22 protein-coding genes are annotated in these 22,707 nt (G+C 63.4%); 14 read left to right on the top strand and 8 right to left on the bottom strand.

The genetic code is table 11. The annotated features are described in order from the left end of the window. The first annotated feature begins 149 nt into the window (after nucleotides 1-149). Together K3762_RS14615 and K3762_RS14610 are read left to right on the top strand one after the other, a co-directional pair. Entirely contained in the window at nucleotides 150-1,859 is a 1,710-nt protein-coding gene (locus K3762_RS14615; RefSeq protein ID WP_120351745.1) for a tetratricopeptide repeat protein, read from the top strand. Next, nucleotides 1,856-2,728 (top strand): 4-(cytidine 5'-diphospho)-2-C-methyl-D-erythritol kinase, encoded by an 873-nt coding sequence (locus tag K3762_RS14610; protein WP_132444264.1) that lies wholly within the window; start codon nucleotides 1,856-1,858, stop codon nucleotides 2,726-2,728. Before K3762_RS14615 ends, K3762_RS14610 begins: the two co-directional genes overlap by 4 nt. Here K3762_RS14610 and K3762_RS14605 read toward each other — a convergent pair. Beyond that, nucleotides 2,725-3,723 (bottom strand): polyprenyl synthetase family protein, encoded by a 999-nt coding sequence (locus K3762_RS14605; protein ID WP_132444265.1) that lies wholly within the window; start codon nucleotides 3,721-3,723, stop codon nucleotides 2,725-2,727. The genes K3762_RS14610 and K3762_RS14605 overlap by 4 nt on opposite strands. A gap of 55 nt (nucleotides 3,724-3,778) precedes the next feature. Here K3762_RS14605 and K3762_RS14600 point away from each other — a divergent pair, with 55 nt between their 5' ends. From K3762_RS14600 to K3762_RS14590, 3 genes are all read left to right on the top strand, one after another. Then, complete coding sequence (locus tag K3762_RS14600) at nucleotides 3,779-3,994, top strand: DUF2007 domain-containing protein (RefSeq protein WP_040700850.1); 216 nt, start codon at nucleotides 3,779-3,781, stop codon at nucleotides 3,992-3,994. After that, nucleotides 3,991-4,758: a tRNA1(Val) (adenine(37)-N6)-methyltransferase gene (locus K3762_RS14595; RefSeq protein ID WP_132444266.1), complete on the top strand. Its 768-nt coding sequence runs from the start codon at nucleotides 3,991-3,993 to the stop codon at nucleotides 4,756-4,758. The genes K3762_RS14600 and K3762_RS14595 overlap by 4 nt, the downstream gene beginning before the upstream one ends. Before the next feature lie 100 nt (nucleotides 4,759-4,858). Next, on the top strand, nucleotides 4,859-5,023 hold the full coding sequence (locus K3762_RS14590; RefSeq protein ID WP_082849498.1) for a YdcH family protein: 165 nt from the start codon (nucleotides 4,859-4,861) through the stop codon (nucleotides 5,021-5,023). Between the two features lie 188 nt (nucleotides 5,024-5,211). On the opposite strand, the gene phbB is transcribed toward K3762_RS14590, so the two are convergent. The 3 genes from phbB to K3762_RS14575 form a co-directional block, all read right to left on the bottom strand. Further along, nucleotides 5,212-5,934, bottom strand: a complete 723-nt coding sequence (phbB, locus tag K3762_RS14585; RefSeq protein ID WP_067629533.1) for an acetoacetyl-CoA reductase — start codon at nucleotides 5,932-5,934, stop codon at nucleotides 5,212-5,214. Nucleotides 5,935-6,010: 76 nt separating this feature from the next. Then, a complete protein-coding gene (locus tag K3762_RS14580) occupies nucleotides 6,011-7,186 on the bottom strand; it encodes an acetyl-CoA C-acetyltransferase (protein WP_132444267.1) in 1,176 nt (391 codons plus the stop codon). 164 nt (nucleotides 7,187-7,350) lie between these two features. Continuing rightward, nucleotides 7,351-8,193, bottom strand: a complete 843-nt coding sequence (locus K3762_RS14575) for an EAL domain-containing protein (protein WP_260010217.1) — start codon at nucleotides 8,191-8,193, stop codon at nucleotides 7,351-7,353. Nucleotides 8,194-8,299: 106 nt separating this feature from the next. On the opposite strand from K3762_RS14575, the gene K3762_RS14570 reads away from it, so the two are divergent. From K3762_RS14570 to K3762_RS14550, 5 genes are all read left to right on the top strand, one after another. After that, on the top strand, nucleotides 8,300-8,869 hold the full coding sequence (locus tag K3762_RS14570) for a DNA-3-methyladenine glycosylase I (RefSeq protein WP_132444269.1): 570 nt from the start codon (nucleotides 8,300-8,302) through the stop codon (nucleotides 8,867-8,869). A 168-nt stretch (nucleotides 8,870-9,037) separates the two neighbouring features. Further along, entirely contained in the window at nucleotides 9,038-9,658 is a 621-nt protein-coding gene (gene rpsD / locus K3762_RS14565) for a 30S ribosomal protein S4 (protein ID WP_007118979.1), read from the top strand. Nucleotides 9,659-9,845: 187 nt separating this feature from the next. After that, nucleotides 9,846-10,928, top strand: a complete 1,083-nt coding sequence (gene hisC / locus K3762_RS14560; RefSeq protein WP_120351740.1) for a histidinol-phosphate transaminase — start codon at nucleotides 9,846-9,848, stop codon at nucleotides 10,926-10,928. Continuing rightward, nucleotides 10,928-11,848: a prephenate/arogenate dehydrogenase family protein gene (locus tag K3762_RS14555; protein ID WP_120351739.1), complete on the top strand. Its 921-nt coding sequence runs from the start codon at nucleotides 10,928-10,930 to the stop codon at nucleotides 11,846-11,848. Before hisC ends, K3762_RS14555 begins: the two co-directional genes overlap by 1 nt. Beyond that, nucleotides 11,845-12,639 carry an extensin family protein gene (locus K3762_RS14550; RefSeq protein WP_120351738.1) on the top strand — a complete coding sequence of 265 codons (795 nt, stop codon included), beginning with the start codon at nucleotides 11,845-11,847 and terminating at the stop codon, nucleotides 12,637-12,639. The genes K3762_RS14555 and K3762_RS14550 overlap by 4 nt, the downstream gene beginning before the upstream one ends. Nucleotides 12,640-12,646: 7 nt before the next feature. Here K3762_RS14550 and K3762_RS14545 read toward each other — a convergent pair whose 3' ends face one another. Beyond that, nucleotides 12,647-13,654 (bottom strand): DUF2125 domain-containing protein, encoded by a 1,008-nt coding sequence (locus K3762_RS14545; protein WP_132444270.1) that lies wholly within the window; start codon nucleotides 13,652-13,654, stop codon nucleotides 12,647-12,649. Nucleotides 13,655-13,720: 66 nt separating this feature from the next. On the opposite strand from K3762_RS14545, the gene K3762_RS14540 reads away from it, so the two are divergent. The 3 genes from K3762_RS14540 (at nucleotide 13,721) to K3762_RS14530 (ending at nucleotide 17,459) form a co-directional block, all read left to right on the top strand. Next, entirely contained in the window at nucleotides 13,721-14,251 is a 531-nt protein-coding gene (locus tag K3762_RS14540; protein WP_132444271.1) for a gamma-glutamylcyclotransferase, read from the top strand. Between the two features lie 71 nt (nucleotides 14,252-14,322). Further along, the gene (locus K3762_RS14535) at nucleotides 14,323-15,522 is read left to right on the top strand and encodes a biopolymer transporter ExbB (protein WP_132444272.1); all 1,200 of its coding nucleotides are present in this window, start codon (nucleotides 14,323-14,325) and stop codon (nucleotides 15,520-15,522) included. Then, nucleotides 15,522-17,459: a peptidoglycan -binding protein gene (locus K3762_RS14530; RefSeq protein WP_260010204.1), complete on the top strand. Its 1,938-nt coding sequence runs from the start codon at nucleotides 15,522-15,524 to the stop codon at nucleotides 17,457-17,459. Before K3762_RS14535 ends, K3762_RS14530 begins: the two co-directional genes overlap by 1 nt. A gap of 16 nt (nucleotides 17,460-17,475) precedes the next feature. On the opposite strand, the gene K3762_RS14525 is transcribed toward K3762_RS14530, so the two are convergent. The 3 genes from K3762_RS14525 to gloB form a co-directional block, all read right to left on the bottom strand. Beyond that, on the bottom strand, nucleotides 17,476-18,426 hold the full coding sequence (locus K3762_RS14525; protein ID WP_132444274.1) for a M23 family metallopeptidase: 951 nt from the start codon (nucleotides 18,424-18,426) through the stop codon (nucleotides 17,476-17,478). Next, the gene (clpA, locus tag K3762_RS14520; protein ID WP_132444275.1) at nucleotides 18,423-20,744 is read right to left on the bottom strand and encodes an ATP-dependent Clp protease ATP-binding subunit ClpA; all 2,322 of its coding nucleotides are present in this window, start codon (nucleotides 20,742-20,744) and stop codon (nucleotides 18,423-18,425) included. The genes K3762_RS14525 and clpA overlap by 4 nt, the downstream gene beginning before the upstream one ends. Before the next feature lie 175 nt (nucleotides 20,745-20,919). After that, complete coding sequence (gloB, locus tag K3762_RS14515; protein ID WP_260010200.1) at nucleotides 20,920-21,687, bottom strand: hydroxyacylglutathione hydrolase; 768 nt, start codon at nucleotides 21,685-21,687, stop codon at nucleotides 20,920-20,922. A gap of 63 nt (nucleotides 21,688-21,750) precedes the next feature. Between gloB and K3762_RS14510 the strand changes: the two genes are divergently transcribed. Beyond that, nucleotides 21,751-22,497, top strand: a complete 747-nt coding sequence (locus K3762_RS14510; protein WP_132444277.1) for a class I SAM-dependent methyltransferase — start codon at nucleotides 21,751-21,753, stop codon at nucleotides 22,495-22,497. The last annotated feature ends 210 nt before the right edge of the window (nucleotides 22,498-22,707 follow it).

The raw sequence follows: 22,707 nt of genomic DNA, 5'->3' as shown, positions 1-22,707 counted from the left end.
AATCAAAGGACCGGCATGCGAGGGCGTGTCGGTCCTTTCTTTGTCTGAATCGGCGAAATCCTGTCGGCTGCATGCCTCATCGCGGCCCCGCCATTGCGCCCGGGCACAGAGATGATAGCCTGAGCGCAAAGCGATATGAGGCGGTTTGCATGTTTCGGAATGTCCTAGGTTTCACCAGCGTTGCGGCGCTTTGCATCGGCCTTTCTGCGCCACTGATGGCGCAGTCGATCGCGGGCCCCTATCTGGCGGGGCGGCATGCCGCCGTGAACAGCGATTACCCCGAAGCCGCGCGCTACTACACCGAGGCGCTGGCCCGTGATCCCAAGAACATCGAACTGATGGAAAGCGCGGTGCTGTCCTATCTCTCGCTTGGGCGTGTGGATAAGGCGCTGCCGCTGGCGCGCAACATGATCACCCTCGGCACCAAGAGCCAAGTGGCCGAGATGACCCTCGTGGCCGCGATGGCGAAAGAGGGTGATTACAAGGCCCTGTTAGAGCGGGACACATCTTCCATCGGCCCTTGGGTCGGCGGGTTGGTGCAGGCTTGGGCGCATATGGGCGCAGGCGATGTCACCGCCGCCATGGCTGCATTTGACGGCCTCAGCGAAGAGGCCGGGATGCAGGGCTTTGTGATGTATCACAAGGCCCTCGCGCTGGCGAGTGTGGGTGACTTCGAAGGGGCAGAGGCGATCTTTGACAGTGGTGCGGCGGGCGCTGCGGGCCAGACCCGGCGCGGGGTCATGGCCCATGCCGAGATCCTTGGCCAACTGGGGCGCAGCGACGATGCACTGGCCGTGCTCTCGGACGGCTTTGGCGCAGATACCGATCCCGAAATCGCGCGGTTGATCGAGGCCCTGCAGCAAGAGGCACCGGCCCCCTTCAGCCATATGCCCGACGCCCAAGCGGGTATGGCCGAGGTGTTTTTCACCTTTGCCGCCGTGCTGCGCAACGAGGCGGCGGGGGACTACTATGTGCTGCTCTACTCGCGCATCGCGCGCTATCTGCGCCCCGATCATGTCGATGCGCTTTTGCTGACGGCCAGCCTTTTGGAAAACCTCGGCGAGCATGATCTGGCGATTGCCGAGTACAAATCTCTGCCTGCCGACAGCCCCGCCTATCACGCTGCGGAATTGGGCCGCGCCGATGCGCTGCGGCGCTCGGGCAAGACGGCGCAGGCCATCGAAGTGCTGGAGCAACTCGCCCGCAGTCATGGGGAACTGGCGGTGGTGCATTCCACGCTGGGCGACATGCTGCGCGCGGAGGAAGACTATGAGGCGGCCATCGCGTCCTACGACGAAGCGCTGGCGCTTACGCCTGAAACCGCCCGCGCCCGCTGGGTGCTGTTCTACGCCCGTGCCATTGCCAAAGAGCGCAGCGGCGATTGGGAAGGGTCAGAATCCGATTTCCGCGCCGCACTTGAGCTGAACCCAGAGCAGCCGCAGGTGTTGAACTACCTCGGCTACTCGCTGGTTGAACAACAGCGCAACCTGGACGAGGCGTTGGACATGATCGAACGCGCCGTCGCGGCTAGCCCCGACAGTGGCTATATCGTCGATTCGCTAGGGTGGGTGTTCTACCGTTTGGACCGCTACGAAGAGGCGGTCGAGCAGATGGAGCGCGCGGTGGAGCTGGAGCCGGTGGACCCTGTGGTGAACGACCACCTCGGCGATGTCTACTGGGCCGTGGGCCGCCAGCGCGAGGCCGAGTTCCAGTGGCGTCGGGCGCTGTCTTTCGTGGACCTGACGGATGCGGATTCCGAGGCCGACCCTGAGCGGATGCGCCGCAAGCTGGAAGTCGGGCTTGATGCCGTGCTGTCCGAAGAGGGCGCGGCCCCGCTGAAGGTTGCTGCAGACGAATGAGCCTTCCGAACAATGGGGCACCCGCTGGTCCCGGCGCTGCGGCGTCGCGGATGGCTTGGGCCAAGGTGAACCTGACCCTGCATTGCACCGGCCAGCGCGCTGACGGCTATCACCTGCTGGATTCGCTGGTGGTGCGGGCGGGCGTGGGCGATGCGCTGCATGTGGCGGCTGCGAGTGATCTGACCCTGGCGGTCAGCGGCCCGCGTGCCGAAGGTGTACCGACCGATGCCCGCAACCTCATCCTGCGCGCGGCAGAGATGCTGGATGCCGGCGCAGGCCAAGGCGCGGCGCTGCATCTGGAGAAACATCTGCCCGCGGCGGCAGGGATCGGCGGCGGCTCTGCCGATGCGGCGGCGGCTTTGGACCTGCTTGCCGCGCATTGGGGCGTCCCATTGCCCGCAGACACGGCGCGGCTCGGGGCGGATGTGCCGGTCTGCCTGACACGCGGCCCGCAGCGGATGCAGGGGGTGGGGGAGATCCTCACGCCGCTTTCGCCACTGCCGCCCTGCCATATGGTGTTGGTGAATCCCGGCGTCGATGTGCCGACGCCTGCCGTTTTTTCGGCCCTGACCGATAAGAACCAACCGCCGATGCCGGAGGTGATCCCGACCTTCACGGGCTTTACTGAATTCATCGATTTTCTGGGCGAACAGCGCAATGACCTCGCCGCCCCCGCCATCGCGCGGGAGCCGATCATCGGGGCCTGTCTGGAGGCGCTGAGCGATGCGGCGCTGGCGCGGATGTCCGGCTCGGGCGCGACCTGTTTCGGTCTCTACGCCACCGCGTCGCAGGCCGAGAACGCGGCCCACCGCATCAGCAGTGCCGCGCCCCAGTGGTGGGTCGCCGCCGCGCCGATCTTGGCCGCTTAGCTGATCCGGCTGACGACGTAGTCGGCCAGATCGATCAACATGTCTTTCAACTCATGGTCGGGCAGGGGGGCAAGGGCCGATTGGGCCTTTTCTGCCCAGTCCCGCGCATCGCGCTGTGTTGCCGTCAGCGTATCGTGTTTGCCCAAGAGCATCAGCGCATGGTCGAGATCGCCCTCTTCCTGTTTGCCCTTTTCAATGGTGCGCACCCAAAACGCGCGCTCGGTCTCATCGGCTTTGGCAACGGCCTTGATCACTGGCAGGGTCAGCTTGCGCTCGCGGAAATCGTCGCCGACGTTTTTGCCCGTGGCCCCTGTATCGCCTTGATAATCCAAAAGATCGTCAACGATCTGGAAGGCGATGCCAAGCGCGTCCCCATAGTCGTAAAGCGCTTTGACCTGATCCTCTGGCGCGTCGGCAATTACGCCGCCCACCTCGGTCGCGGCCGAGAACAGCGCCGCCGTCTTGCCACGCACGACTTGCAGGTAGACCTGTTCATCCGTGGCAAGGTTCTGCGCGGCGGTCAGTTGCAAGACCTCCCCCTCGGCAATTGTCGCGGCGGCGTTCGACAGGATTCGCATGACGGGCATTGAGCCCGGTTCGGTCATCAACTGAAAGCTGCGCGCGAAAAGGTAATCGCCCACCAGCACCGAGGACTGATTGTCCCACAAAAGGTTCGCCGTGGGCCGCCCGCGGCGCTGCGCGCTTTCGTCCACTACATCGTCATGCAGCAGGGTCGCGGTGTGGATGAACTCCACCGTCGCCGCGAGATGGACGTGATAGGGGCCGCCGTAGCCGCACATCCGCGCTGCGGCCAGTGTCAGCATCGGGCGCAGGCGCTTGCCGCCAGCTTCGACCAGATGGGCGGTGACTTCGGGAATGCGGGGGGCGTGCTTCGACGCCATCCGCTCACGGATCAGGGCGCTGACCGCCGCCATATCATCGCTTAGATAGGCCGCCATGCGGTCGTGCGGTTTGGCCGTTGCATCACTTTTCATCATCATTTCCCGCGTCCCGCTCGACATGCCGGTGATCCGGCTCTACATCTTTGATATGAAGGAACTTTTGCGCAGCACCGATATGACCATCATCGCCTTTGCCACCGCCCTTCTCAGGGGGGAGGATATAGACTGCTTTGAAATGGACGTAAACATGAGCGTGCTCGAAGGCGGCATCGGGATTTTCCCGCGCCGCTTGATGGTGCACCCCGATGACCATGACGCCGCTTTGCGGGTGATGCGCGATAATGAGATTCCACTGGGGCTGTGACCCGTTTCGCCGAAGATGACCTGACCTGTGACGCCTTTCTGGGCGGCAAGCTGCACCTCTGGCAGCCGCGCCGGGGGCGGGGCTACCGCGCCGGGGTGGACCCTGTTTTGCTGGCCGCGAGCATTGAGGCCACGGCGGGGCAAAGCGTGCTGGAATTGGGCTGTGGGGTCGGTGCGGCGGTGCTTTGTCTGGGCGCGCGGGTGCCGGGGCTGGCGCTGACGGGGTGTGAGCTGCAACCTGCCTATGCCGAACTCGCGCGGCGTAATGGCGGCGCGGCGCTGGAGGTGGTCGAGGCCGATCTGACCGACATGCCCCTGCATCTGCGGCAGCGACAATTTGACCACGTTCTGGCCAATCCGCCCTATTTCGACCGGGCCGCCTCGGTTCAGTCCCGCGATCCGGGGCGGGAGGCCGCCTTGGGCGAAGCCACGCCCCTGCGACAATGGGTCCGCATCGCAGCGAAACGGCTGAAACCCAAAGGGCAGGCACATTTTATCCACCGCGCAGAACGGCTGCCCGAGATTCTGGCCGCCCTTCCGCATGAGATGGGATCGGTCGAAGTGCTGCCTCTGGCCTCGCGCGCGGGGCGGATGCCGGAGTTGATTCTTTTGCGTGCCCGCAAGAATGGCCGCGGTGCTTTTCGGCTCTATCACAGCTACGCTATGCACCTTGGCGCGCGGCATGAATCGGATGGCAACAGCTATGTGCCGGAAATCGAAGCGGTCCTGCGTCGCGGCGCGCCGCTGACTTATCCTACTTCTTAAGCGTTTTTTTACCAACTTCACCCCTATGCTGCGGTGCTGCGTGACTTGTGGGTCGCGCTGTGGTCCACTGAAATTCCACACACCAATCATGGAGGATTGTATGGCTTTGAACGCACATCTGGACACCCTGAAGCGCAAGCATCAGGCGATGAGTGAGGCGGTGGAAACCGCGCAACGCGCCCCCGGTATGGACGATTTACAAGTGGCTTCCATGAAGAAGGAAAAACTGCGCCTGAAGGAGGAGATTAGCCGCCTGTCGAGCTGACCTCACCCCGTGAATTGAGATTTTCATTCGAGGGCTGTCGTTTCGCTGGGGCGGGGCGGCAGCCTTTGCCTAGGGCAGGGGGATGCCAGAAGCGATACTGAGCGTGATGGGTGAACGGCCCCTCCCGCCGCAATGAAAAAGGCCAGCCCGTCGAGGGGCTGGCCTTTTCGATTCCATGCTGGCGTCGATCAAACGACGAATTGCGCGCCATTGGCTGAGATGGTCGAACCATTGATGAAGCCCGCGTCGTCAGAGACGAGGAAGGCCACCGCGCGGGCGATTTCCTCAGGCTCCCCCAGACGCCCCGCGGGGATCTGCGCGATGATGCTTTCGCGGACCTTCTCGGGCACGGCCATGACCATATCAGTCGCGATATAGCCGGGGCAGATCGCATTGGCGGTGATGCCTGCGCGCGCGCCTTCTTGGGCCAATGACTTCACAATGCCCAAATCGCCCGCCTTGGTCGCGGCATAGTTCACTTGGGCGAACTGACCTTTCTGGCCGTTGATCGAAGAGATCACGACGACACGGCCGAACTTCCGCTCGCGCATGCCGGGCCAGACCGGGTGGATCGTGTTGAACACCCCGGTGAGGTTGGTGGCGATGACCTCGTTCCACTGATCGGGGGTCATCTTGTGGAAAGGCGCATCGCGGGTGATGCCTGCGTTGGCGACAACCACCTCGATGGGGCCAAGATCGGCCTCGACCTGTTCGATACCGGCTTTGGAGGCGTCGTAATCTGCCACGTTCCATTTATAGGTCTTGATGCCGGTCTCTTCGGTGAATTTTGCGGCGGCTTCGTCATTGCCCGCATAGGTGGCGGCGACGGTATAGCCTTTGTCTTTCAGCGCGGTGGAAATGGCCGCGCCAATGCCGCGGCTGCCCCCGGTGACCAAAGCGATGCGTGACATGTAACTCCTCCCTCAAGGTAATGTTCTTGCAATTGCATGTTTTGGCGCGCAACAAAATTGCGCGCCAACTGTAGTTTTAGGGGCGCTCAAGACACATGGCAACACCCATACCGCCGCCGATACACAGCGTCGCCAAACCTTTTTTGGCCCCGCGGCGCTGCATTTCGAACAGCAGAGTGTTGAGCACGCGCGCGCCGGAGGCGCCGATTGGGTGGCCGATCGCGATTGCACCGCCGTTGACGTTCACGATTTCCGGATCCCAGCCCATTTCCTTGTTCACGGCGCAGGCCTGCGCGGCGAAGGCTTCGTTGGCTTCCACAAGGTCGAGGTCTTCTGGTTTCCAACCGGCTTTCTCCAGCGCCTTGCGCGAAGCATAGACGGGGCCGACGCCCATGATCGACGGGTCGAGACCTGCCGTGGCATAGGAGGCGATGCGCGCCAATGGGGTGATGCCGCGCTTTTCGGCGTCATCCGCGCTCATCAGCAGGGCCCCGGCTGCACCGTCGTTCAGGCCCGAGGCGTTGGCCGCAGTGACCGAGCCGTCTTTGGTAAAGGCAGGGCGCAGCTTTTGCATGGCTTCCATGGTGGCCCCATGGCGGATGTATTCGTCCTGATCAACGACAGTCTCGCCTTTGCGGGTTTTGATCGTGTAGGCGACGATCTCATCCGCGAATTTGCCAGCTTTCTGCGCGGCCTCGGCCTTGTTTTGCGAAGCGACGGCGAATTCATCCTGCTGGTCGCGGGAAATCTGCCATTTTTCGGCGACGTTTTCGGCAGTTTGGCCCATGTGGTAGCCGTTGAACGCATCCCACAGACCGTCGCGGATCATCGTGTCGATGAACTGCAGATCGCCCATCTTCTGACCCGCACGCAGGTTCTGCGCGTGGGGGCTGAGGGTCATATTCTCCTGACCGCCAGCGGTGACGATGTTCGCATCCCCCAGCTGGATGTGCTGGGCCGCCAATGCCACGGCGCGCAGGCCCGAGCCACAGACTTGGTTGATGCCCCAAGCGGCGCTTTCTTTCGGCAGGCCCGCATTGATATGTGCCTGACGCGCAGGGTTCTGGCCTTGAGCGGCGGTCAGCACCTGCCCCAAAATGGTCTCAGAGACTTCGGACGGGTCGACCCCGGCGCGGGCCACCAGTTCTTTTAGAACGGCGGCACCCAGATCATGGGCGGGTGTATTGGCAAACGCCCCGCCGAAACTGCCCACGGCGGTACGGGCGGCGGATGCGATGACGACATTGGTCATGATGTGACTTTCCTCTACCTTGTTGGGCGGGGGCACACCGACACGCGCCATCGTCGGGCGTGGGCGCTCCCGTCCCTCTATGGTAGTGATAGCGGATGCGCTGCAATGCGGCAACTGAGCAGGCAGCGCCACGCTGCCGACATGGCGTTACCCTCTTTACCCGGTCAGCCTGTGGCGCGCATGCGGTCGAACCCAAGCCAGGCGGGCCGGGTCGTGGGGGCGGCAAAATGGTAGCCCTGCAAACAGTCGACACCCATCTCGACCAGGACCGCTGCGTCGGCCGCGTTCTCCACGCATTCGGCCACGGTGAGCATGTCGAAATGTGTGGCGATCGACATCAGCGCGGCGGTCAGGGCGCGGTTGTCGGGGTTCGTCGCGATGCCCCGAATGAACTGCCCGTCGAGTTTCAGGATGTCGAAGTAGAAATCCTTGAAATAGCGGATCGCCGTTTGCCCCGCCCCGAAATCATCCATGGCAAAGCAAATGCCATAGGGCTGTAACTGATCCATAAAGTTCGCCACCAGTTCCGGCACCATCATGGCCGAGCTTTCGGTAATCTCTAGAATCAGCCGTTCGCCCAAGGTCGCGTCGCGGGCCAGCCAGTGGCGCAAGACGCGGGTCCATTCCTGATACCCGATGGAACGGGCCGACATATTGATCGACAGCCGCAATCTGGGGTGGTGGTGCAGCGCGTTCAGGCCAAGGCGCAGGGCCAGAACATCCACCTGCCGCCCGGTTTCCGTATCCTCAATCGTTGGCATGAAATCCTTGGCCGGGATCACGCGGCCAGTGGGATCCAGCAGCCGGATCAACCCCTCGTGAAAGGCGATGGACGTCGGATCGCTGGCCCGCATGACCGGCTGAAAGGCCAGCAGGGTCTGACGGTGCGCCACGGCGTCGCGCACCATTTCTAGGGTCGCGGCATCGCGCTGCGTTACCGCATGGTTAAGCGGGCTGTCCCCTCCGGGGGGGATATCGGCGATAGGGCGTTGGAATCGACGGGGCACGGCGGTACTCTTCTTTCTGTCCTGCCGTGGGTATGGGCGCAAAGGTGATAACACGGTCTTAATCAGCGGCGTTTTCCGCGGTGGATCACGGGCAGGAGACGCAAAGATGCAGCGCTGTGACTGGGCCGGGGAGGACCCGATTTACCAAGCCTACCATGACACCGAGTGGGGTGTGCCCGAATATAACAGCCGCGCGCTTTGGGAAAAGCTGATCCTGGATGGGTTTCAGGCCGGGCTGAGCTGGATCACGATCCTTAAAAAACGCGACAACTTTCGCGCCGCTTTCGCCGGGTTTGATCCGCATCAGATCGCCGAGTGGGGCGAGGCGGATGTCACGCGCCTGCTGGGCGATCCGGGCATCATCCGCCATCGGGGCAAGATCGAGGCCGCGATTACCAATGCCCGTGCTTGGCAGGAGCTTGAGGCACGCGAGGGCTTTGACAGCTTCATGTGGCGCTATGTGGATGGGGTGCCGTTGCAGCCCGGCTTTGCCACACAGGCTGAGGTCCCGCCGAAAACCGCGCTGTCAGAACAGGTGAGTAAAGACCTGAAGAAAGCCGGTTTCAAGTTCTGTGGGCCGACGATCACCTATGCGTGGTTGGAGGCCTGCGGGCTGGTGAACGATCATATTCTGACCTGCCACCGCCACGGCCCCTGTGCGGCGATGGCGCGGTAGGGCGGGGCGTATTGCCCCTGCTGAAATCCCCCGTTGACTCCCGGCCATGGCACCGTATAAGCGCCCCTTCATTGGTGTTGGTGGACCCCGCAAGGGGAAGCCTGTCGGGCTTCGGCCAAAGGACAACGCCCTTTACCGCCCCTCGGGGCCTTATAAAGGAGAACAGCCGTGACAAAACGCACAGCTGCCAAGCACAAACTAGACCGCCGCATGGGCGAAAACATCTGGGGTCGTCCGAAGTCCCCGGTGAACCGTCGTGAATACGGCCCCGGCCAGCACGGTCAGCGCCGTAAAGGCAAGATTTCCGATTTCGGTATCCAGCTGCGCGCCAAGCAGAAGCTCAAGGGCTACTACGGCGACCTGACCGAAAAGCAGTTCCGCCGCATCTACGGCGAAGCCGAGCGTGTTAAAGGCGATACTGGTGAAAACCTGATCGGTCTGCTTGAGCGTCGTCTGGACGCCGTTGTGTACCGCGCCAAGTTCGTTGCGACCGTTTTCGCAGCGCGCCAGTTCGTGAACCACGGCCACGTTCGTGTGAACGGCAAAAAAGTGAACATCCCCTCCTACCGCGTGAAAGAGGGTGACGTCATCGAAGTGCGTGACCGTTCCAAGCAGTTGGCTTCCGTTCTCGAAGCGGTTCAGCTGCCCGAGCGTGACGTGCCTGACTACCTTGAGACGGATCACTCCAAACTGACAGCAACCTTCGTGCGCACACCCGGTCTGTCCGACGTGCCATACCCGGTTGTGATGGAGCCGAACCTCGTCGTGGAATTCTACGCGAAGAACTAAGTTTCTTCGCCAGTCGACAATCGAAAGGCCGCGTGGTGCACACCGCGCGGCCTTTTTCTTTGCGCGGGGCCGGGCCGGGGCGCAGCAATGCAACAGCCTGTCCGGGGCAGGCGCGGATGCAGAATGATTCTGGCATCACCGCTGCGGCCCCGATAGAAGGGCGGCAGTAGCGTGAGGAAAGAGCGAGATGACACAGATCGCACCGCAACCGGGCATTATGGAGATTGACCTTTATCAAGGGGGTGCGGCGCATGTCGCGGGCCTTGATAATGTGGTCAAACTCAGCTCGAACGAAAACCCGCTGGGGCCCAGCCCTGCCGCCGTCGAAGCCTACCGCCGCGCGGCCTATGATCTGCATCGCTACCCGTCTTCCGATCATAGCGCGCTGCGCGCCGCCATCGCCGAGGTGCTGGGCCTTGATGCGGGGCGGATCATCTGCGGCGCGGGCTCGGATGAAATCATCGCCTTCCTTTGCCAAGCCTATGCCGGACCGGGGACCGAAGTGGTGCACACCGAACACGGCTTTGCCATGTACCGCATCTCTGCCCTCGCCGCGGGCGCCACGCCCGTGGAGGTGCCCGAGCGTGAGCGGGTGACCGATGTAGATGCCATCCTCGCCGCCTGTACCGACGCCACGCGGCTGGTGTTCATCGCCAACCCCAACAACCCGACCGGTACGATGATCGGTCTGGCCGAGATCGAGCGGCTGGCCGAGGGGCTGCCGCCGCAGGCGCTTTTGGTGCTCGACGGGGCCTATGCCGAATATGTCGAGGGCTACGACGGCGGAGCCGCACTGGTGGACCGGCGCGATAACGTCGTGATGACGCGCACCTTTTCCAAGCTCTACGGGCTGGGCGGTCTGCGCATCGGTTGGGGCTATGGACCCGCCCATGTGATCGACGTCCTCAACCGCGTGCGGGGGCCGTTCAACCTCTCACAGGCCGCACTCAACGCTGCCGAAGCGGCGATGCGTGATCGGGCCTATACCGACCACTGCCGGGCCGAGAACGCCCGCTGGCGCACATGGCTCGCCGATGCGCTGGCCGAGATCGGCGTGGCCTCGGATGTCTCGCTTGCCAATTTTGTGTTGGCCCGTTTCGCCAATCAGGCCGAGGCGGAGGCCTGCGACGACTACCTCAAGTCCCAAGGGCTGATCGTGCGCCGGGTGGCGGGCTACAACCTGCCCAACTGCCTGCGCATCACCGTAGGCGACGAAAGCGCCTGCCGCCGGGTGGTCCATGCGGTGCGGCAGTTCAAGGGGGGCAGCTGATGGCTCAGGTCTATGACAGGGTCGCTCTGATCGGGCTGGGGCTGATCGCCTCGTCGCTTTTCTGGGCGATGAAGCGCGGTGGGCTGGCGGGCGAAGTCACAGGCTATGCCCGTAGCGACGAGACCCGCGCCACGGCGCGCGAGATCGGCCTCTGCGACCGCGTCTGCGACAGCGCCGCCGAAGCCGTTAAGGGGGCCGATCTGGTGGTGCTCTGCGTACCGGTCGGCGTCATGGGGGCCGTCGCCGCCGAAATCGCGCCGCATCTGGCCCCCGGTGCCACGGTGACGGATGTGGGCTCGGTCAAGGCCGACGTAATCGCGCAGGTGGGGCCGCATCTGCCCGAAGGCGCGCATTTCATCCCTGCTCACCCGCTGGCAGGGACCGAGCATTCCGGCCCGCGCAGCGGCTTTGCCGAGCTTTTCGACAACCGTTGGTGTCTGCTGGTCCCGGTCGAAGGCACCGACGCGGACGCCATCGCCCGGCTGCGCGCGCTTTGGGAAGGGGCGGGCGCCAATGTCGAAGAGATGGACGCCGAGCATCACGATCTGGTGCTTGCGGTCACCTCTCATGCGCCGCACCTCATCGCCTATACGATGGTGGGCGTGGCCGACGACCTGCGCCGGGTGACCGACAGCGAAGTCATCAAATATTCCGCCGCCGGTTTTCGGGACTTCACCCGCATCGCGGCAAGCGATCCGACCATGTGGCGCGATGTGTTCCTGACCAACAAGGACGCCACGCTGGAGATCCTTGGCCGCTTCACCGAAGAACTTTTTGCCCTGCAACGCGCGATCCGCACCGGCGACGGCGATCATCTGCACGCCTATTTCACCCGCACCCGCGCGATCCGGCGCGGCATTATCGAGGCGGGGCAGGACACCGATGCGCCCGACTTTGGCCGGGGGGCACGCAAGTCATGAAGGGCTGGGCTGTCCTGCCGCTGATTGTGCTGGGGCAAGTCGCCCTCGCTGCGGGGCCGGACAGTTCGCAACGCCCGGTCCCGCGGGACAATGGGGATACCTTGCCGCTGATCGTCGTGCCCTCGGGCGCGATTGAACAGCCCAAGCGTGACCCCGCCGCCCGTGCTGCCGCTGAAGGGGGGCGGGGGATGGAAACCTCGCTTCGCCCCGCGCTGCGCAGCCGCAAGATCGAGAAAGCCGCCCGCGCACGTCGGCAGATGTTGGCCAAGGGCGCGGTCTGCGGAGACTTGGCAATACAGGGCACGCCGGTGGGCCGGGTGCCCGGCAAGATCAACGGTTGCGGGGTCGAGAACGCGGTTAAAGTGCGCTCCGTCTCAGGCATCAAGCTCAGCAATGCCGCGGTGATGGATTGCACCACGGCCAAGGCGCTGGACACATGGGTGCGCCAGTCGGCGGTGCCCGCTTTGGCGGGGCAGGGCGGCGGGCTGAAAGAGCTAAGGGTCGCGGCGCATTACGCTTGCCGGACGCGGAACAACCGCAAAGGCGGCAAGATATCCGAGCACGGTAAGGGCCGCGCGATTGATATCTCCGGGTTTGAACTGGCGGACGGCAGCTTGGTCACCGTGTTGAAAGGCTGGCGCGCCCGCCGCAGCAGCAAGGCGATGCGGCGGATGCACCGGGGCGCTTGCGGGCCGTTCGGCACGGTGCTTGGGCCAGAAGCGGACCGCTATCACCAAGACCATTTCCATTTCGACACGGCGCGGTATCGCAGCGGCAGCTACTGCCGCTAAGGCCCGCTTACGGCTGGATTAATCGCGGTGCCGAGCCAAGCGGAAGACCCGCAAGGACCATCTGCCCATCGGCAAAGACCAGATCAAGATCCAGACCGCCCGGCGTGCTGCCCCGCGCCTCCAACAGCCGCAGCATGGTATTCACCTGCCCGCGCATGGAGGGCGGCAGGAAACCCCCACGTTCGCCCGCATCAAGCAGTTTGGTCCAATTGGTGACCCGCAGGCTCAGCACCCCGTCGGGAATGCCCTCGGCATCAAAGGTCAGCGCGCCTTCGGCGCCCAGAGCCACGTCGCCCCATGCGGCATCGACATTCTCAACCGTCAGCGCATCGATCTGCGGCAGGGTGCCCGCCACCGCGCTGTGACGATCCAGCGGGCGGGCAAAGGTCACGGCCATCCGCGCAGACAGGATCGGCTGCCCGCCGGGCTGCACCGCGCCGTCCCCCAGAACCTTGCGCAGCAGCGGGCCGGGGGTGATTCCGCCGGGCAGCAAGGCAATGTCATAGTCCCGCGCCGCGCCCGAAGACTGCGTGACCCGCATCCGGGGCTCTTCGGCTTCCAGCAACAGCCCGTCGGGGCCATTGACCTCAAGATGCGTGCTGCGGAACTCAATCGCTTCGAGTTGCAGCGTGGTCCCGGGGTGCAGCGCCAGATCGGCACGCAGGTCACGTATGTTCAGCGTCAAGGGCAGCGCGCCTGCAGGCAGCGCGGCGCTTGCGACCGAGGCGCGCGCAGAAAGGTCGCCGGGCCACCAGACCGGGGCGGAAAGATCAAGCTGCGGGGCCTCAAATGCCAAGCCGCGGGCGGGGGCCGCCACGGCAAGCCCGCTCAGCCGGTTTTGCAAGGAGAGGGGGAATCCCGATTTGCTGATGTCCTTGAGCGTAACCTCCCACCCCGCCGCGCGGCGGGTGTCGAGCAGGCCGGTCAGGGTGCTTTGCATCTGCGTCGTCGCAGTGGCCCACCACGCGCCCCAAAGTACGGCGAGCACAATCAGCAGCCAAACCAGTTTCCGCATTTCGATAGCCCTTCAAATCGTGCTTCAGATGCGGTTTACCGAAGGCCAGCAGAAAGGACCAGCAGGATGACAATGTGGGTATTTGGCTATGGCAGCCTTTTGTGGAACCCCGGTTTTGAGGTGGCGGAAAGCGTGATCGCCACGCTGCCGGGCTATGCGCGGTCGTTCTGCATGCACTCGATCCACCACCGCGGCACGGTGGAGCAGCCGGGGCTGGTGCTGGCGCTCGACGAATCTGTCCGCTCGGCCTGCGAAGGCATGGCGATGCGCGTGGCTCCGGGGCAGGAGGCGCAGACGCTGGACTATCTGCGCGAACGTGAGCTGATCTCCTCGGCCTATGTCGAGAAAAACCTCACCGTGCATCTGACCGACGGCCGCGACGTGGAGGCGGTGACCTATGTGATCGACGCGGCGCATGACCAATATTGCGGCGGCTTGCCACTGGAAGAACAGGCCCAGATCATTGCACGCGCCGTAGGCGGCCGCGGGCCAAATACCGAGTATTTAATCAACACTGCCGTGCATCTTTCCGAAGTGGGCTTGCATGACCCCGCGTTGGAGTGGTTGCATGATCGCGTAAGGGCTTTGGCCTCATAAAAACTTGGCAACTCCGCGCCGTTTCAGTGTAAGCTGCGCCAAGAGCAGAATAGAGGGTCAGGAAAGGCCGCATGGCACAGCCAGACCGCAAGGCAAAACCGCAGTTTTCACAACCGGTGCGTCAGATTTCTCTGATGCTGATCGTATTGGCATTGACCGGCGTGGGCGCTTTTTTGGCCCTGCCCAGTGTGCTGCCGATCTTTGCCGCGAACCCATGGCTTAATGGGGTAATCATCTTTGTTTTCGTCGTCGGCGTGCTGGCCTGTTTCTATCAGGTGACGCAGCTGATCGGCTCGGTCCGCTGGATTGAGGATTTTGCCGCCGACAATGCCGAACCCGACGCGCAACCGCCACAGCTGCTGGCGCCTTTGGCGTCGCTGTTGCGCCAGCGCGGTGCGCGGATGCAGGTCAGCACAGCCTCGACCCGGTCGATCCTCGACTCTGTCGCCTCACGTATCGATGAGGTGCGCGAGATCACGCGCTATATCGTCAACATGCTGATTTTCCTTGGTCTTCTCGGTACCTTCTACGGGCTTGCCACGACCGTGCCTGCTGTGGTCGACACGATCCGCTCGCTCGCCCCCGGCGAAGGGGAGGCGGGGGTTGATGTCTTTGGCCGCCTGATGACCGGGCTTGAAGCGCAGTTGGGCGGCATGGGCGTGGCCTTTGGCTCATCGCTTTTGGGGCTTGCGGGCTCTCTCGTCGTCGGGCTGTTGGAGCTTTTTGCGGGCCACGGTCAGAACCGTTTCTACCAAGAGTTGGAAGATTGGCTAAGCTCCATCACGCGGGTCGGGCTGACCTCGGGCGACGATGTGGGCGACCAAAATATCATGGCCAGCGTGATGGACCAGATGGTCGAACAGATGGCCGAGATGCAGCAGATGTTCACCCAGTCCGACGTCAGCCGCGCCATGGTCGACGACAAGCTGGGCAAGCTTGCCGATGCCGTGGACCGGATGACCACGCGGATGGAGCATGACACGACGACGAACAACGCGCTTGATCGGGTGGCCGACGGGCAAGACCGGTTGATTGCCGTGCTCGAAGGGCAAGTGGCGGGCGAAGGGATCGACGCGGAGAGCCGGATGCGGCTGCGCTCAATCGACGTGCAGATGCTGCGCATTCTCGAAGAGATTTCTGCCGGGCGGCAAGAGACGATGGCCGAATTCCGCAAGGATATCTCACTGCTGGCCAAGGCGCTTTCCGGGCAGCGCGCGCCTGAGGCCCGTCGCCTGCGGGCCGGCGATGTCCCCGGTGGCGGGGACCAGTAATGGCACTTTCCCGGCGGACAGGCGCACGGTTTCAGGGCTCGATCTGGCCGGGGTTCGTCGATGCGATGACCGGGCTTTTGCTGGTTCTGATGTTCGTGTTGACGATCTTTATGGTCGTGCAATTCGTCCTGACCGAACGCATCAGCGGCCAAGAGAGCGAGTTGAACGAATTGGCCGGAGAGGTCGCGGCCCTTGCCCAAGCGCTTGGCGTCGAGGAACGCACCACTGCGCGGCTGGAGGCCCGGCTTGGGGCGCTGAATGCCTCACTGAACGATGCCCGCGATGAGGTCTCGCGCCAAGAAGCGGTGATCGCCGGGCTGACCTCTGAACGCGACGCCCAAGAGGCCGCGTTGCAGGCCGCCGAGGCCGAGATCACCGGGTTCGAGGCGCGGGTGGCGGCCCTTCTGGCTTCGCAGGCCGAAGATCAGGCGCGCATCGGAAGCTTGGAAGACCGCGAAGCCGCGTTGCTGGATGAGCAAGAGGCGCTGAACCTCGCGCTGAGCACCGCGCGGGAAGAGATCGACGCGCAGGCGGAAACGGCCCGGCTGGCCGCGGCAAAGCGCGAGGCGCTGGATGCGCTGGTGGCCGATCTGCGTGCCCAGAACGCTGAATCCGAGGCGGAGGTCGCAGCACTCAACGCCGAGGTATTAGAGGCTGAAGAGGCGCTCAGCGCCGAGGAAGCCGCCCGTCTGGCCGAAGCCGCAGCGGCGCAGGCATTGCGCGACCGGCTTGAGAATGCGGATGCGGAATTGACGGCCATGACCCTCTCGCTTGAGGCGCAGCGCAAGAAGGCCGAAGACACCTTGACCTTGCTGGCCGCCGCGCGCGCGGCGCGAAGCGATCTGGACAGTGAACTCGCCGCAACTCTGCTGAGCTTGGAGGCGGCTGAACAAAGCGGAGCAGGTCTCGAGGCCGAGCGCGCCGCGCTGGCCGAAGAGTTGGACGCGGCAGAGGGCACCGAAGAGGACTTGCGCGCACAACTGTCGCAGGCCGAGGTGACCGAGCAGGCGTTGAATGCCCGCTTGGCCGAGGCGCTGGCCCGCGTGCAGAGCCTTGAACAAGAGGGCGAAGCACTGAGCGGCTCGCAGTCGGATCTGCGCGAACGTCTGGCGCAGGCGCTGGCGGCAAAGCTTGCCGCTGAAACGCTGGCCGAGGACAAGACCACCGCCGCCGAGCGCCGCGCCGCCCTACTGGCGCAGGCCGAAGCGACCTTGGCCGACGAGAAGGCGGTCAGCGCCGAGGCGCAGCGTCAGACCGAATTGCTGAACCAGCAGGTCGCGGAACTGCGCGCGCAACTGGGCAACCTACAGGCGCTGCTCGACGATGCCGTGGCGCGGGATGCGGCAAGATCGGTTGAGTTGCAATCGCTCGGGTCCGAGTTGAACACCGCGCTGGCACGGGTGGCGGCAGAGGAACGGCGTCGCGCCGAGCTCGAAGCGGCAGAGCGCAAGCGGCTGGAGGAGGAGAGCAAGAACCTCGCCCAGTACCGCTCGGAATTCTTTGGCCGGTTGCGTGACCTTCTGGGCAATCAGGAGGGCGTGCGGATCGAAGGCGACCGCTTTGTCTTCTCTTCCGAGGTGCTTTTCGGGCCGGGCAGTGCGGTGCTGAGCCAAGACGGGCAGGGCGAGATTGCCAAGGTGGCGGGCATTCTGCGCAGCGTGGTAGACGAGATCCCGGCAGAGATCGACTGGGTGATCCGTGTCGATGGCCATACCGATAATGTGCCGCTTTCCGGCTTTGGGGCGTTCGCGGACAATTGGGAACTGAGCCAAGCGCGGGCGCTGTCGGTGGTCAAATATATGGTCAACTTCCTTGGCATCGCGCCGGATCGTTTGGCGGCCAATGGCTTTGGCCAGTACCAGCCCGTGGCCGAGGGCAATACCGAAGCCGCGCGGGCGCAGAACCGGCGGATCGAGCTTAAATTTACCGAAAAGTGAGCGGGGGAAAGCCGGCCTATTGCAGCGTCAACGCGCCGGTCTTTTCGTCAATCACCCGGCCATCGCGCAGCAGGGTAACCGTGCCGCGATAGCGCCCGGCGGGCCATGTTCCGGCGGCGGCGCGTTTGCCGATGGCACGAAACGACTGCGCCTGCGGTTTCTCTAGCACCACATCCCTTTCGATCACGGTGCCGCTTGGCCCCGCAAGGCTGAGGCGCAGCACGTCGTTCTTTTGGGTGCCATAGCTGTAACCGTAGATGACCAAGGCAGGCGCATCCTTGGGGAGGGTGTCGTGATTGGCATCGCCCGCCTTGATTTCATCATAGCTGGGAATGCGGTCCGCAAAGCCGAGCGCGATCAGCCCACCGGGGCGGTAGGGCGGGGTGTCTTGCCAGAGAGACACAGCTGGTTCCTCGCAGCCGTTGCCTTCGGGGGCGAATGGATCAACCGGATTGCCATTGTGGCGCAACGAAAGGTGAAGATGCGGGAAGGCGGCCTTGCCGGACTGGCCGACCAGCCCGAGAGCGTCGCCGACAGCGACCTCTTGCCCGTCCGTCACGCGCAGTGAGCCGCGTTTCAGGTGGCAGTACTGTGTTTCCCACCCGCGGCCGAGGTCGATCACCACGCCGTTGCCGCATTCGCGCCCTTGGACTTTCGAGAGTGGCGCGCCATCGGCCATGCCGTCTCGTAGCCCTTTGACCACGCCAGCCGCCGCTGCGCGAACGGTGACACCTGCCGCCATCGCTGCTCGGTCGGGCAGGGCGAAATCGGTGCCCTTGTGTCCGTCATAGGTCAGCCTCGAACAGCGGTAATCGTGCGCCGCGGCACTTGGGTCTTGGTCCATATACTGTTGGATGTGGCAATCCTGCCCGAGGGTGCAATCCAGCGGAAAGGCCAGTTGCACATCCTCCGCCAGCGCAGGGCTGGCGGAGGAGAGGATCAGGGCCAGCGCGGCCCGTGTGATCATTCCGCGGTGAGCAGCGGGGGCCGATCACCTGACAGGCGCTTGCTTTCGGTGCCCAAGACCTTGAGCGTCAGCGCGTCGTCCTTGACGCCAACCTTGACCACACCGCCTTTGGCCAGTTTGCCAAAGAGCAGTTCCTCGGCCAGCGGCTTTTTGATGTGCTCCTGGATCACGCGGCCCAAGGGGCGTGCGCCCATCTTGTCGTCGTAGCCCTTGTCGGCAAGCCATTCGGCGGCCTTCTTGCTGAGTTCGATGGTCACGTTGCGGTCCATCAGTTGCGCTTCGAGTTGCAGCACGAACTTTTCGACCACCCGCAGGATCACCGATTTCGGCAGCGGCGCAAAGCTGATGATGGCATCAAGGCGGTTGCGGAACTCCGGCGTGAAGGTCCGCTCGATCGCAGCGGTGTCCTCACCAGTGCGGCGTTCGCGGCCAAAGCCTACGGCCTCTTTCGCCTGCTCGGAAGCACCAGCGTTGGAGGTCATGATCAGTACCACATTGCGGAAATCCACTGTGCGGCCGTTGTGATCGGTCAGCTTGCCGTGGTCCATCACCTGCAACAGGATGTTGTAAACATCCGGATGCGCCTTCTCCATCTCGTCGAGCAGCAGCACGCAGTGCGGATGCTGGTCCACGCCATCGGTCAGCATGCCACCCTGATCAAAACCGACATAGCCCGGAGGCGCGCCGATCAGACGAGAGACGGCGTGTTTCTCCATATACTCCGACATGTCGAAGCGCAGCAGTTCCACGCCCAGCGTGTCGGCCAGTTGCTTGGCCACCTCGGTTTTACCCACACCGGTTGGTCCGGCGAAGAGGTAGTTGCCGATGGGTTTGTCCGGCTCGCGCAGGCCCGCGCGGGACAGTTTGATGGCTGAAGACAGCGCCACGATGGCATCGTCCTGCCCAAAGACCACCCGCTTGAGCGAGCTTTCCAGATCCTTCAGCACCACCACGTCGTCCTTGGAGACGTTTTTCGGCGGGATGCGGGCGATCTTGGCCACCACGGCTTCGACCTCCTTGGTACCGATGGTCTTGCGGCGCTTGGAGGCGGCCACGAGATGCTGTGCGGCACCCGCTTCGTCGATCACGTCGATCGCTGAGTCAGGCAGCTTGCGGTCGTTGATATAGCGGTGCGCCAGTTCGACAGAGGTCTTGATCGCGTCGGAGGTATATTTGACGCTGTGATGCTCTTCGAAATAGGGTTTCAGACCCTTGAGGATCTTGGTGGCGTCTTCGACCGAAGGCTCGCTCACGTCGATTTTCTGGAACCGGCGCGACAGCGCGCGGTCTTTCTCAAAGTGCTGGCGGAACTCCTTATAGGTGGTGGAGCCCATGGTGCGCAGCTTGCCGCCCTGAAGCGCAGGCTTCAGCAGGTTGGAGGCATCCATCGCGCCACCCGAGGTAGCACCGGCACCGATCACGGTGTGGATCTCGTCGATGAACAGCACTGCGTCTTTATGTTCTTCCAGCTCGGTCACGACAGCTTTGAGCCGTTCCTCGAAATCACCGCGGTAGCGGGTGCCAGCCAGCAACGCGCCCATGTCGAGCGAGTAGATCGTGGTGTTGGCCAAAACCTCGGGCGTTTCACCGGCGACGATCTTGCGTGCCAACCCCTCGGCGATGGCGGTTTTGCCCACGCCCGGATCACCCACCAGCAGCGGGTTGTTCTTGCGGCGGCGGCAGAGCACTTGAATGCAGCGCTCAACCTCACCCTCGCGGCCGATCAGCGGGTCGATATCGCCCTCGCGGGATTTGGCGTTGAGGTCCACGCAGTATTTCGCCAGCGCGGATTCCTTCTTGTCGCCATCGGTGACACCTTGGGCCTCTTCTTCGGCTTCTGGTGCGCCTGTGACGGGGCGGGATTCACCATATGCCGGGTCTTTGGCGACGCCATGGGCGATGAAGTTCACCGCATCATAGCGGGTCATATCCTGTTCTTGCAGGAAGTAGGCGGCGTTGCTTTCACGTTCGGCGAAGATGGCGACCAGCACGTTCGCGCCCGTCACTTCGGTCCGGCCCGAGGATTGCACGTGGATCGCGGCGCGCTGGATCACGCGCTGGAAGGCCGCCGTGGGTACCGCTTCGGAACCGTCAATGTCGGTGATCAGGTTGCTCAGATCATCGTCGACGAATTCGACCAGCGTTTCGCGCAGGTCAGAGACATCAACGGAACAGGCTTTCATGACCTGCACGGCGTCGGGTTCGTCGAGCAAGGCCAGCAGCAGATGTTCGAGCGTTGCAAATTCGTGGCGGCGGGCGTTTGCCAGCGCGAGGGCCGCGTGGATTGCCTGCTCAAGTGTAGTCGAGAATGAAGGCACGGGCGTGCTCCTTTTCGATCGGGGTCGGTGAGGTGCTGAGATATCTCAGGCCCCGGTCCGACCATGGCCTCATAGTATTAGAGTTTGGTTGATCATCGCCCATCTTCAAGAAGATTCTGGTCCGAATCGGTCACATTTGCCGTGAGCGAGGACTTTGGGCCATGATTGCAGGCATTCAGAACTGGTCTTTGCGCCTGCGGATTTCGGTGAACACTTCTGTGTCGGTGGCGTCTGGCATCCCCAATGTCGCGCGAATGGCCGGGTCGGAAGGGCGCAGGAAGGGATTGGTTTCTAGTTCCAGTGAAAGCGGCGAGGGGACGGTCGGCTGCCCCTTGGCGCGGGCGCTGTCGATGTCCTTGGCCCTTGATATAAGGGCGGGATTATCCGGATCAACGGTCAGGGCGAATTTTGCGTTGGTGGCGGTGTATTCGTGGCCGGAGCAGATCGTCGTATCGCCGGGCAGGGCGGCCAGCTTTTGCAGACTGTCCCACATCTGCGCGGGCGTGCCTTCGAACAGGCGGCCACAGCCAAGCGCCATGAGGCTGTCGGCGGTAAAGGCCGCTTTGGCATCCGGCACGTGAAAGGCGATATGGCCGACGGTGTGGCCCGAGACATCCAGCACCTCGGCCTTTAGCGCGCCAAGTTCAACGGTGTCGCCCTCTGCCATGTCGCGGTCTAGCGGGGGCAGGCGGTGAGCGTCGGCCTTGGCCCCGATCACTTCGGCGGGGAAGCGGGTCAGGACCTCGGCCAGCCCTTGGACATGGTCGGGGTGGTGGTGGGTCAACCAGACTTGGCTCAGCGTCCAGCCCCGGCGGTTAAGCTCTGCCATGATCGGGGCGGCTTCGGGTACATCGACCAGCGCTACCGCGCCGCTGTCATGGTCGCGCAGCAGGAAAGCGTAATTGTCCGACAGACATGGAATCGTGACCAGATCAAAGGCCATGGCGTCTTACCTCGCTGTGTTGTTATGGTCGGGTCAGAGTGACACTCACCAAGGCGGGCTGCAATGCATCTTGATGTACAGGATCTGCGCAATTTCTATTATCGCAGCGCGTTGGGACGTGCGGCGCAGAAATCCCTGCGCGGGCGCTTGCTGGAACTTTGGCCCGAAGCGAAGGGGCAGACCGTCGTTGGCTTTGGCTTTGCCGCCCCCCTCCTGCGGCCCTATCTCGCGGATGCACGAAGGGTGATGGTGTTGATGCCCGGCCCGCAAGGTGTGATGCCCTGGCCTGCGGGGATGCCCAATACATCGGTCCTTACCGAAGAGACACTTTGGCCGATAGAGACGGGGGCGGTCGATAAGCTGGTGCTGATGCACGGGCTTGAGACCTCGGAGCGGCCCAGTGAGTTGTTGGATGAATGTTGGCGCGTGCTGGGGCCGGGGGGCAAGGCCCTGTTCATTGTGCCAAACCGGGCAGGCATGTGGGCGCGGCGGGATCGCACGCCCTTTGGCTATGGGCGGCCTTATTCACCGGGGCAGCTGGAGACGCAGCTGCGCAAACATCAATTTTTACCTGAACGGCACCTTGGCGCGCTGTTCCAGTTCCCTTCACAGCAGCGAATCTGGATGAAATCAGCCCCTTTGTTTGAGAAAATCGGTCGCCAAATGCCAACGATGATGGGCGGTGGTGCGATCTTGGTGGAGGCGACGAAACTGGTCTACCCGCCGCGGGGTCGTCCGCAGCGCAGCACCGCGCGGCGCGCGATTGGGGTGTTGGAGGGCATCGGCGAGCCGCAGGCAAAGCCGGTCTAGGCCTTGCCGCTCTGGGCTAAGCTCGTATTGGGACCATGGATTCGCCCTCGGCCCGCGGGCGCGCCCACAACGGCAGCATTTTCCTGCGTCAAAAAGCCGTTTCATGCAGCAGCCCTTGTAATATTGCCGCGCGTGGGAACATTACCTGCCTATACTGTGTTGCCGGGCGCGAACCTGTCTGCTACATCGCCCCTGATTTAGACGTCTTGG

It is taken from the genome of Sulfitobacter sp. W074 (assembly GCF_025142275.1).
In the GTDB taxonomy this organism is placed as follows: Bacteria; Pseudomonadota; Alphaproteobacteria; order Rhodobacterales; family Rhodobacteraceae; genus Sulfitobacter; species Sulfitobacter profundi.
The sequence above is the reverse complement of the archived record's forward strand: the minus strand, read 5'-3'. Positions and strand labels throughout refer to the sequence as shown.

What these genes read in the sequence shown, in the direction of transcription:
- K3762_RS14615 (WP_120351745.1), top strand. Translation starts at nt 150, where the DNA reads ATGTTTCGGAATGTCCTAGGTTTCACCAGCGTTGCGGCGCTTTGCATC.
- K3762_RS14610 (WP_132444264.1), top strand. Translation starts at nt 1,856, where the DNA reads ATGAGCCTTCCGAACAATGGGGCACCCGCTGGTCCCGGCGCTGCGGCG.
- K3762_RS14605 (WP_132444265.1), bottom strand. Translation starts at nt 3,723, where the DNA reads ATGAAAAGTGATGCAACGGCCAAACCGCACGACCGCATGGCGGCCTAT.
- K3762_RS14600 (WP_040700850.1), top strand. Translation starts at nt 3,779, where the DNA reads ATGAAGGAACTTTTGCGCAGCACCGATATGACCATCATCGCCTTTGCC.
- K3762_RS14590 (WP_082849498.1), top strand. Translation starts at nt 4,859, where the DNA reads ATGGCTTTGAACGCACATCTGGACACCCTGAAGCGCAAGCATCAGGCG.
- phbB (WP_067629533.1), bottom strand. Translation starts at nt 5,934, where the DNA reads ATGTCACGCATCGCTTTGGTCACCGGGGGCAGCCGCGGCATTGGCGCG.
- K3762_RS14580 (WP_132444267.1), bottom strand. Translation starts at nt 7,186, where the DNA reads ATGACCAATGTCGTCATCGCATCCGCCGCCCGTACCGCCGTGGGCAGT.
- K3762_RS14570 (WP_132444269.1), top strand. Translation starts at nt 8,300, where the DNA reads ATGCAGCGCTGTGACTGGGCCGGGGAGGACCCGATTTACCAAGCCTAC.
- hisC (WP_120351740.1), top strand. Translation starts at nt 9,846, where the DNA reads ATGACACAGATCGCACCGCAACCGGGCATTATGGAGATTGACCTTTAT.
- K3762_RS14555 (WP_120351739.1), top strand. Translation starts at nt 10,928, where the DNA reads ATGGCTCAGGTCTATGACAGGGTCGCTCTGATCGGGCTGGGGCTGATC.
- K3762_RS14550 (WP_120351738.1), top strand. Translation starts at nt 11,845, where the DNA reads ATGAAGGGCTGGGCTGTCCTGCCGCTGATTGTGCTGGGGCAAGTCGCC.
- K3762_RS14545 (WP_132444270.1), bottom strand. Translation starts at nt 13,654, where the DNA reads ATGCGGAAACTGGTTTGGCTGCTGATTGTGCTCGCCGTACTTTGGGGC.
- K3762_RS14540 (WP_132444271.1), top strand. Translation starts at nt 13,721, where the DNA reads ATGACAATGTGGGTATTTGGCTATGGCAGCCTTTTGTGGAACCCCGGT.
- K3762_RS14535 (WP_132444272.1), top strand. Translation starts at nt 14,323, where the DNA reads ATGGCACAGCCAGACCGCAAGGCAAAACCGCAGTTTTCACAACCGGTG.
- K3762_RS14530 (WP_260010204.1), top strand. Translation starts at nt 15,522, where the DNA reads ATGGCACTTTCCCGGCGGACAGGCGCACGGTTTCAGGGCTCGATCTGG.
- K3762_RS14525 (WP_132444274.1), bottom strand. Translation starts at nt 18,426, where the DNA reads ATGATCACACGGGCCGCGCTGGCCCTGATCCTCTCCTCCGCCAGCCCT.
- gloB (WP_260010200.1), bottom strand. Translation starts at nt 21,687, where the DNA reads ATGGCCTTTGATCTGGTCACGATTCCATGTCTGTCGGACAATTACGCT.
- K3762_RS14510 (WP_132444277.1), top strand. Translation starts at nt 21,751, where the DNA reads ATGCATCTTGATGTACAGGATCTGCGCAATTTCTATTATCGCAGCGCG.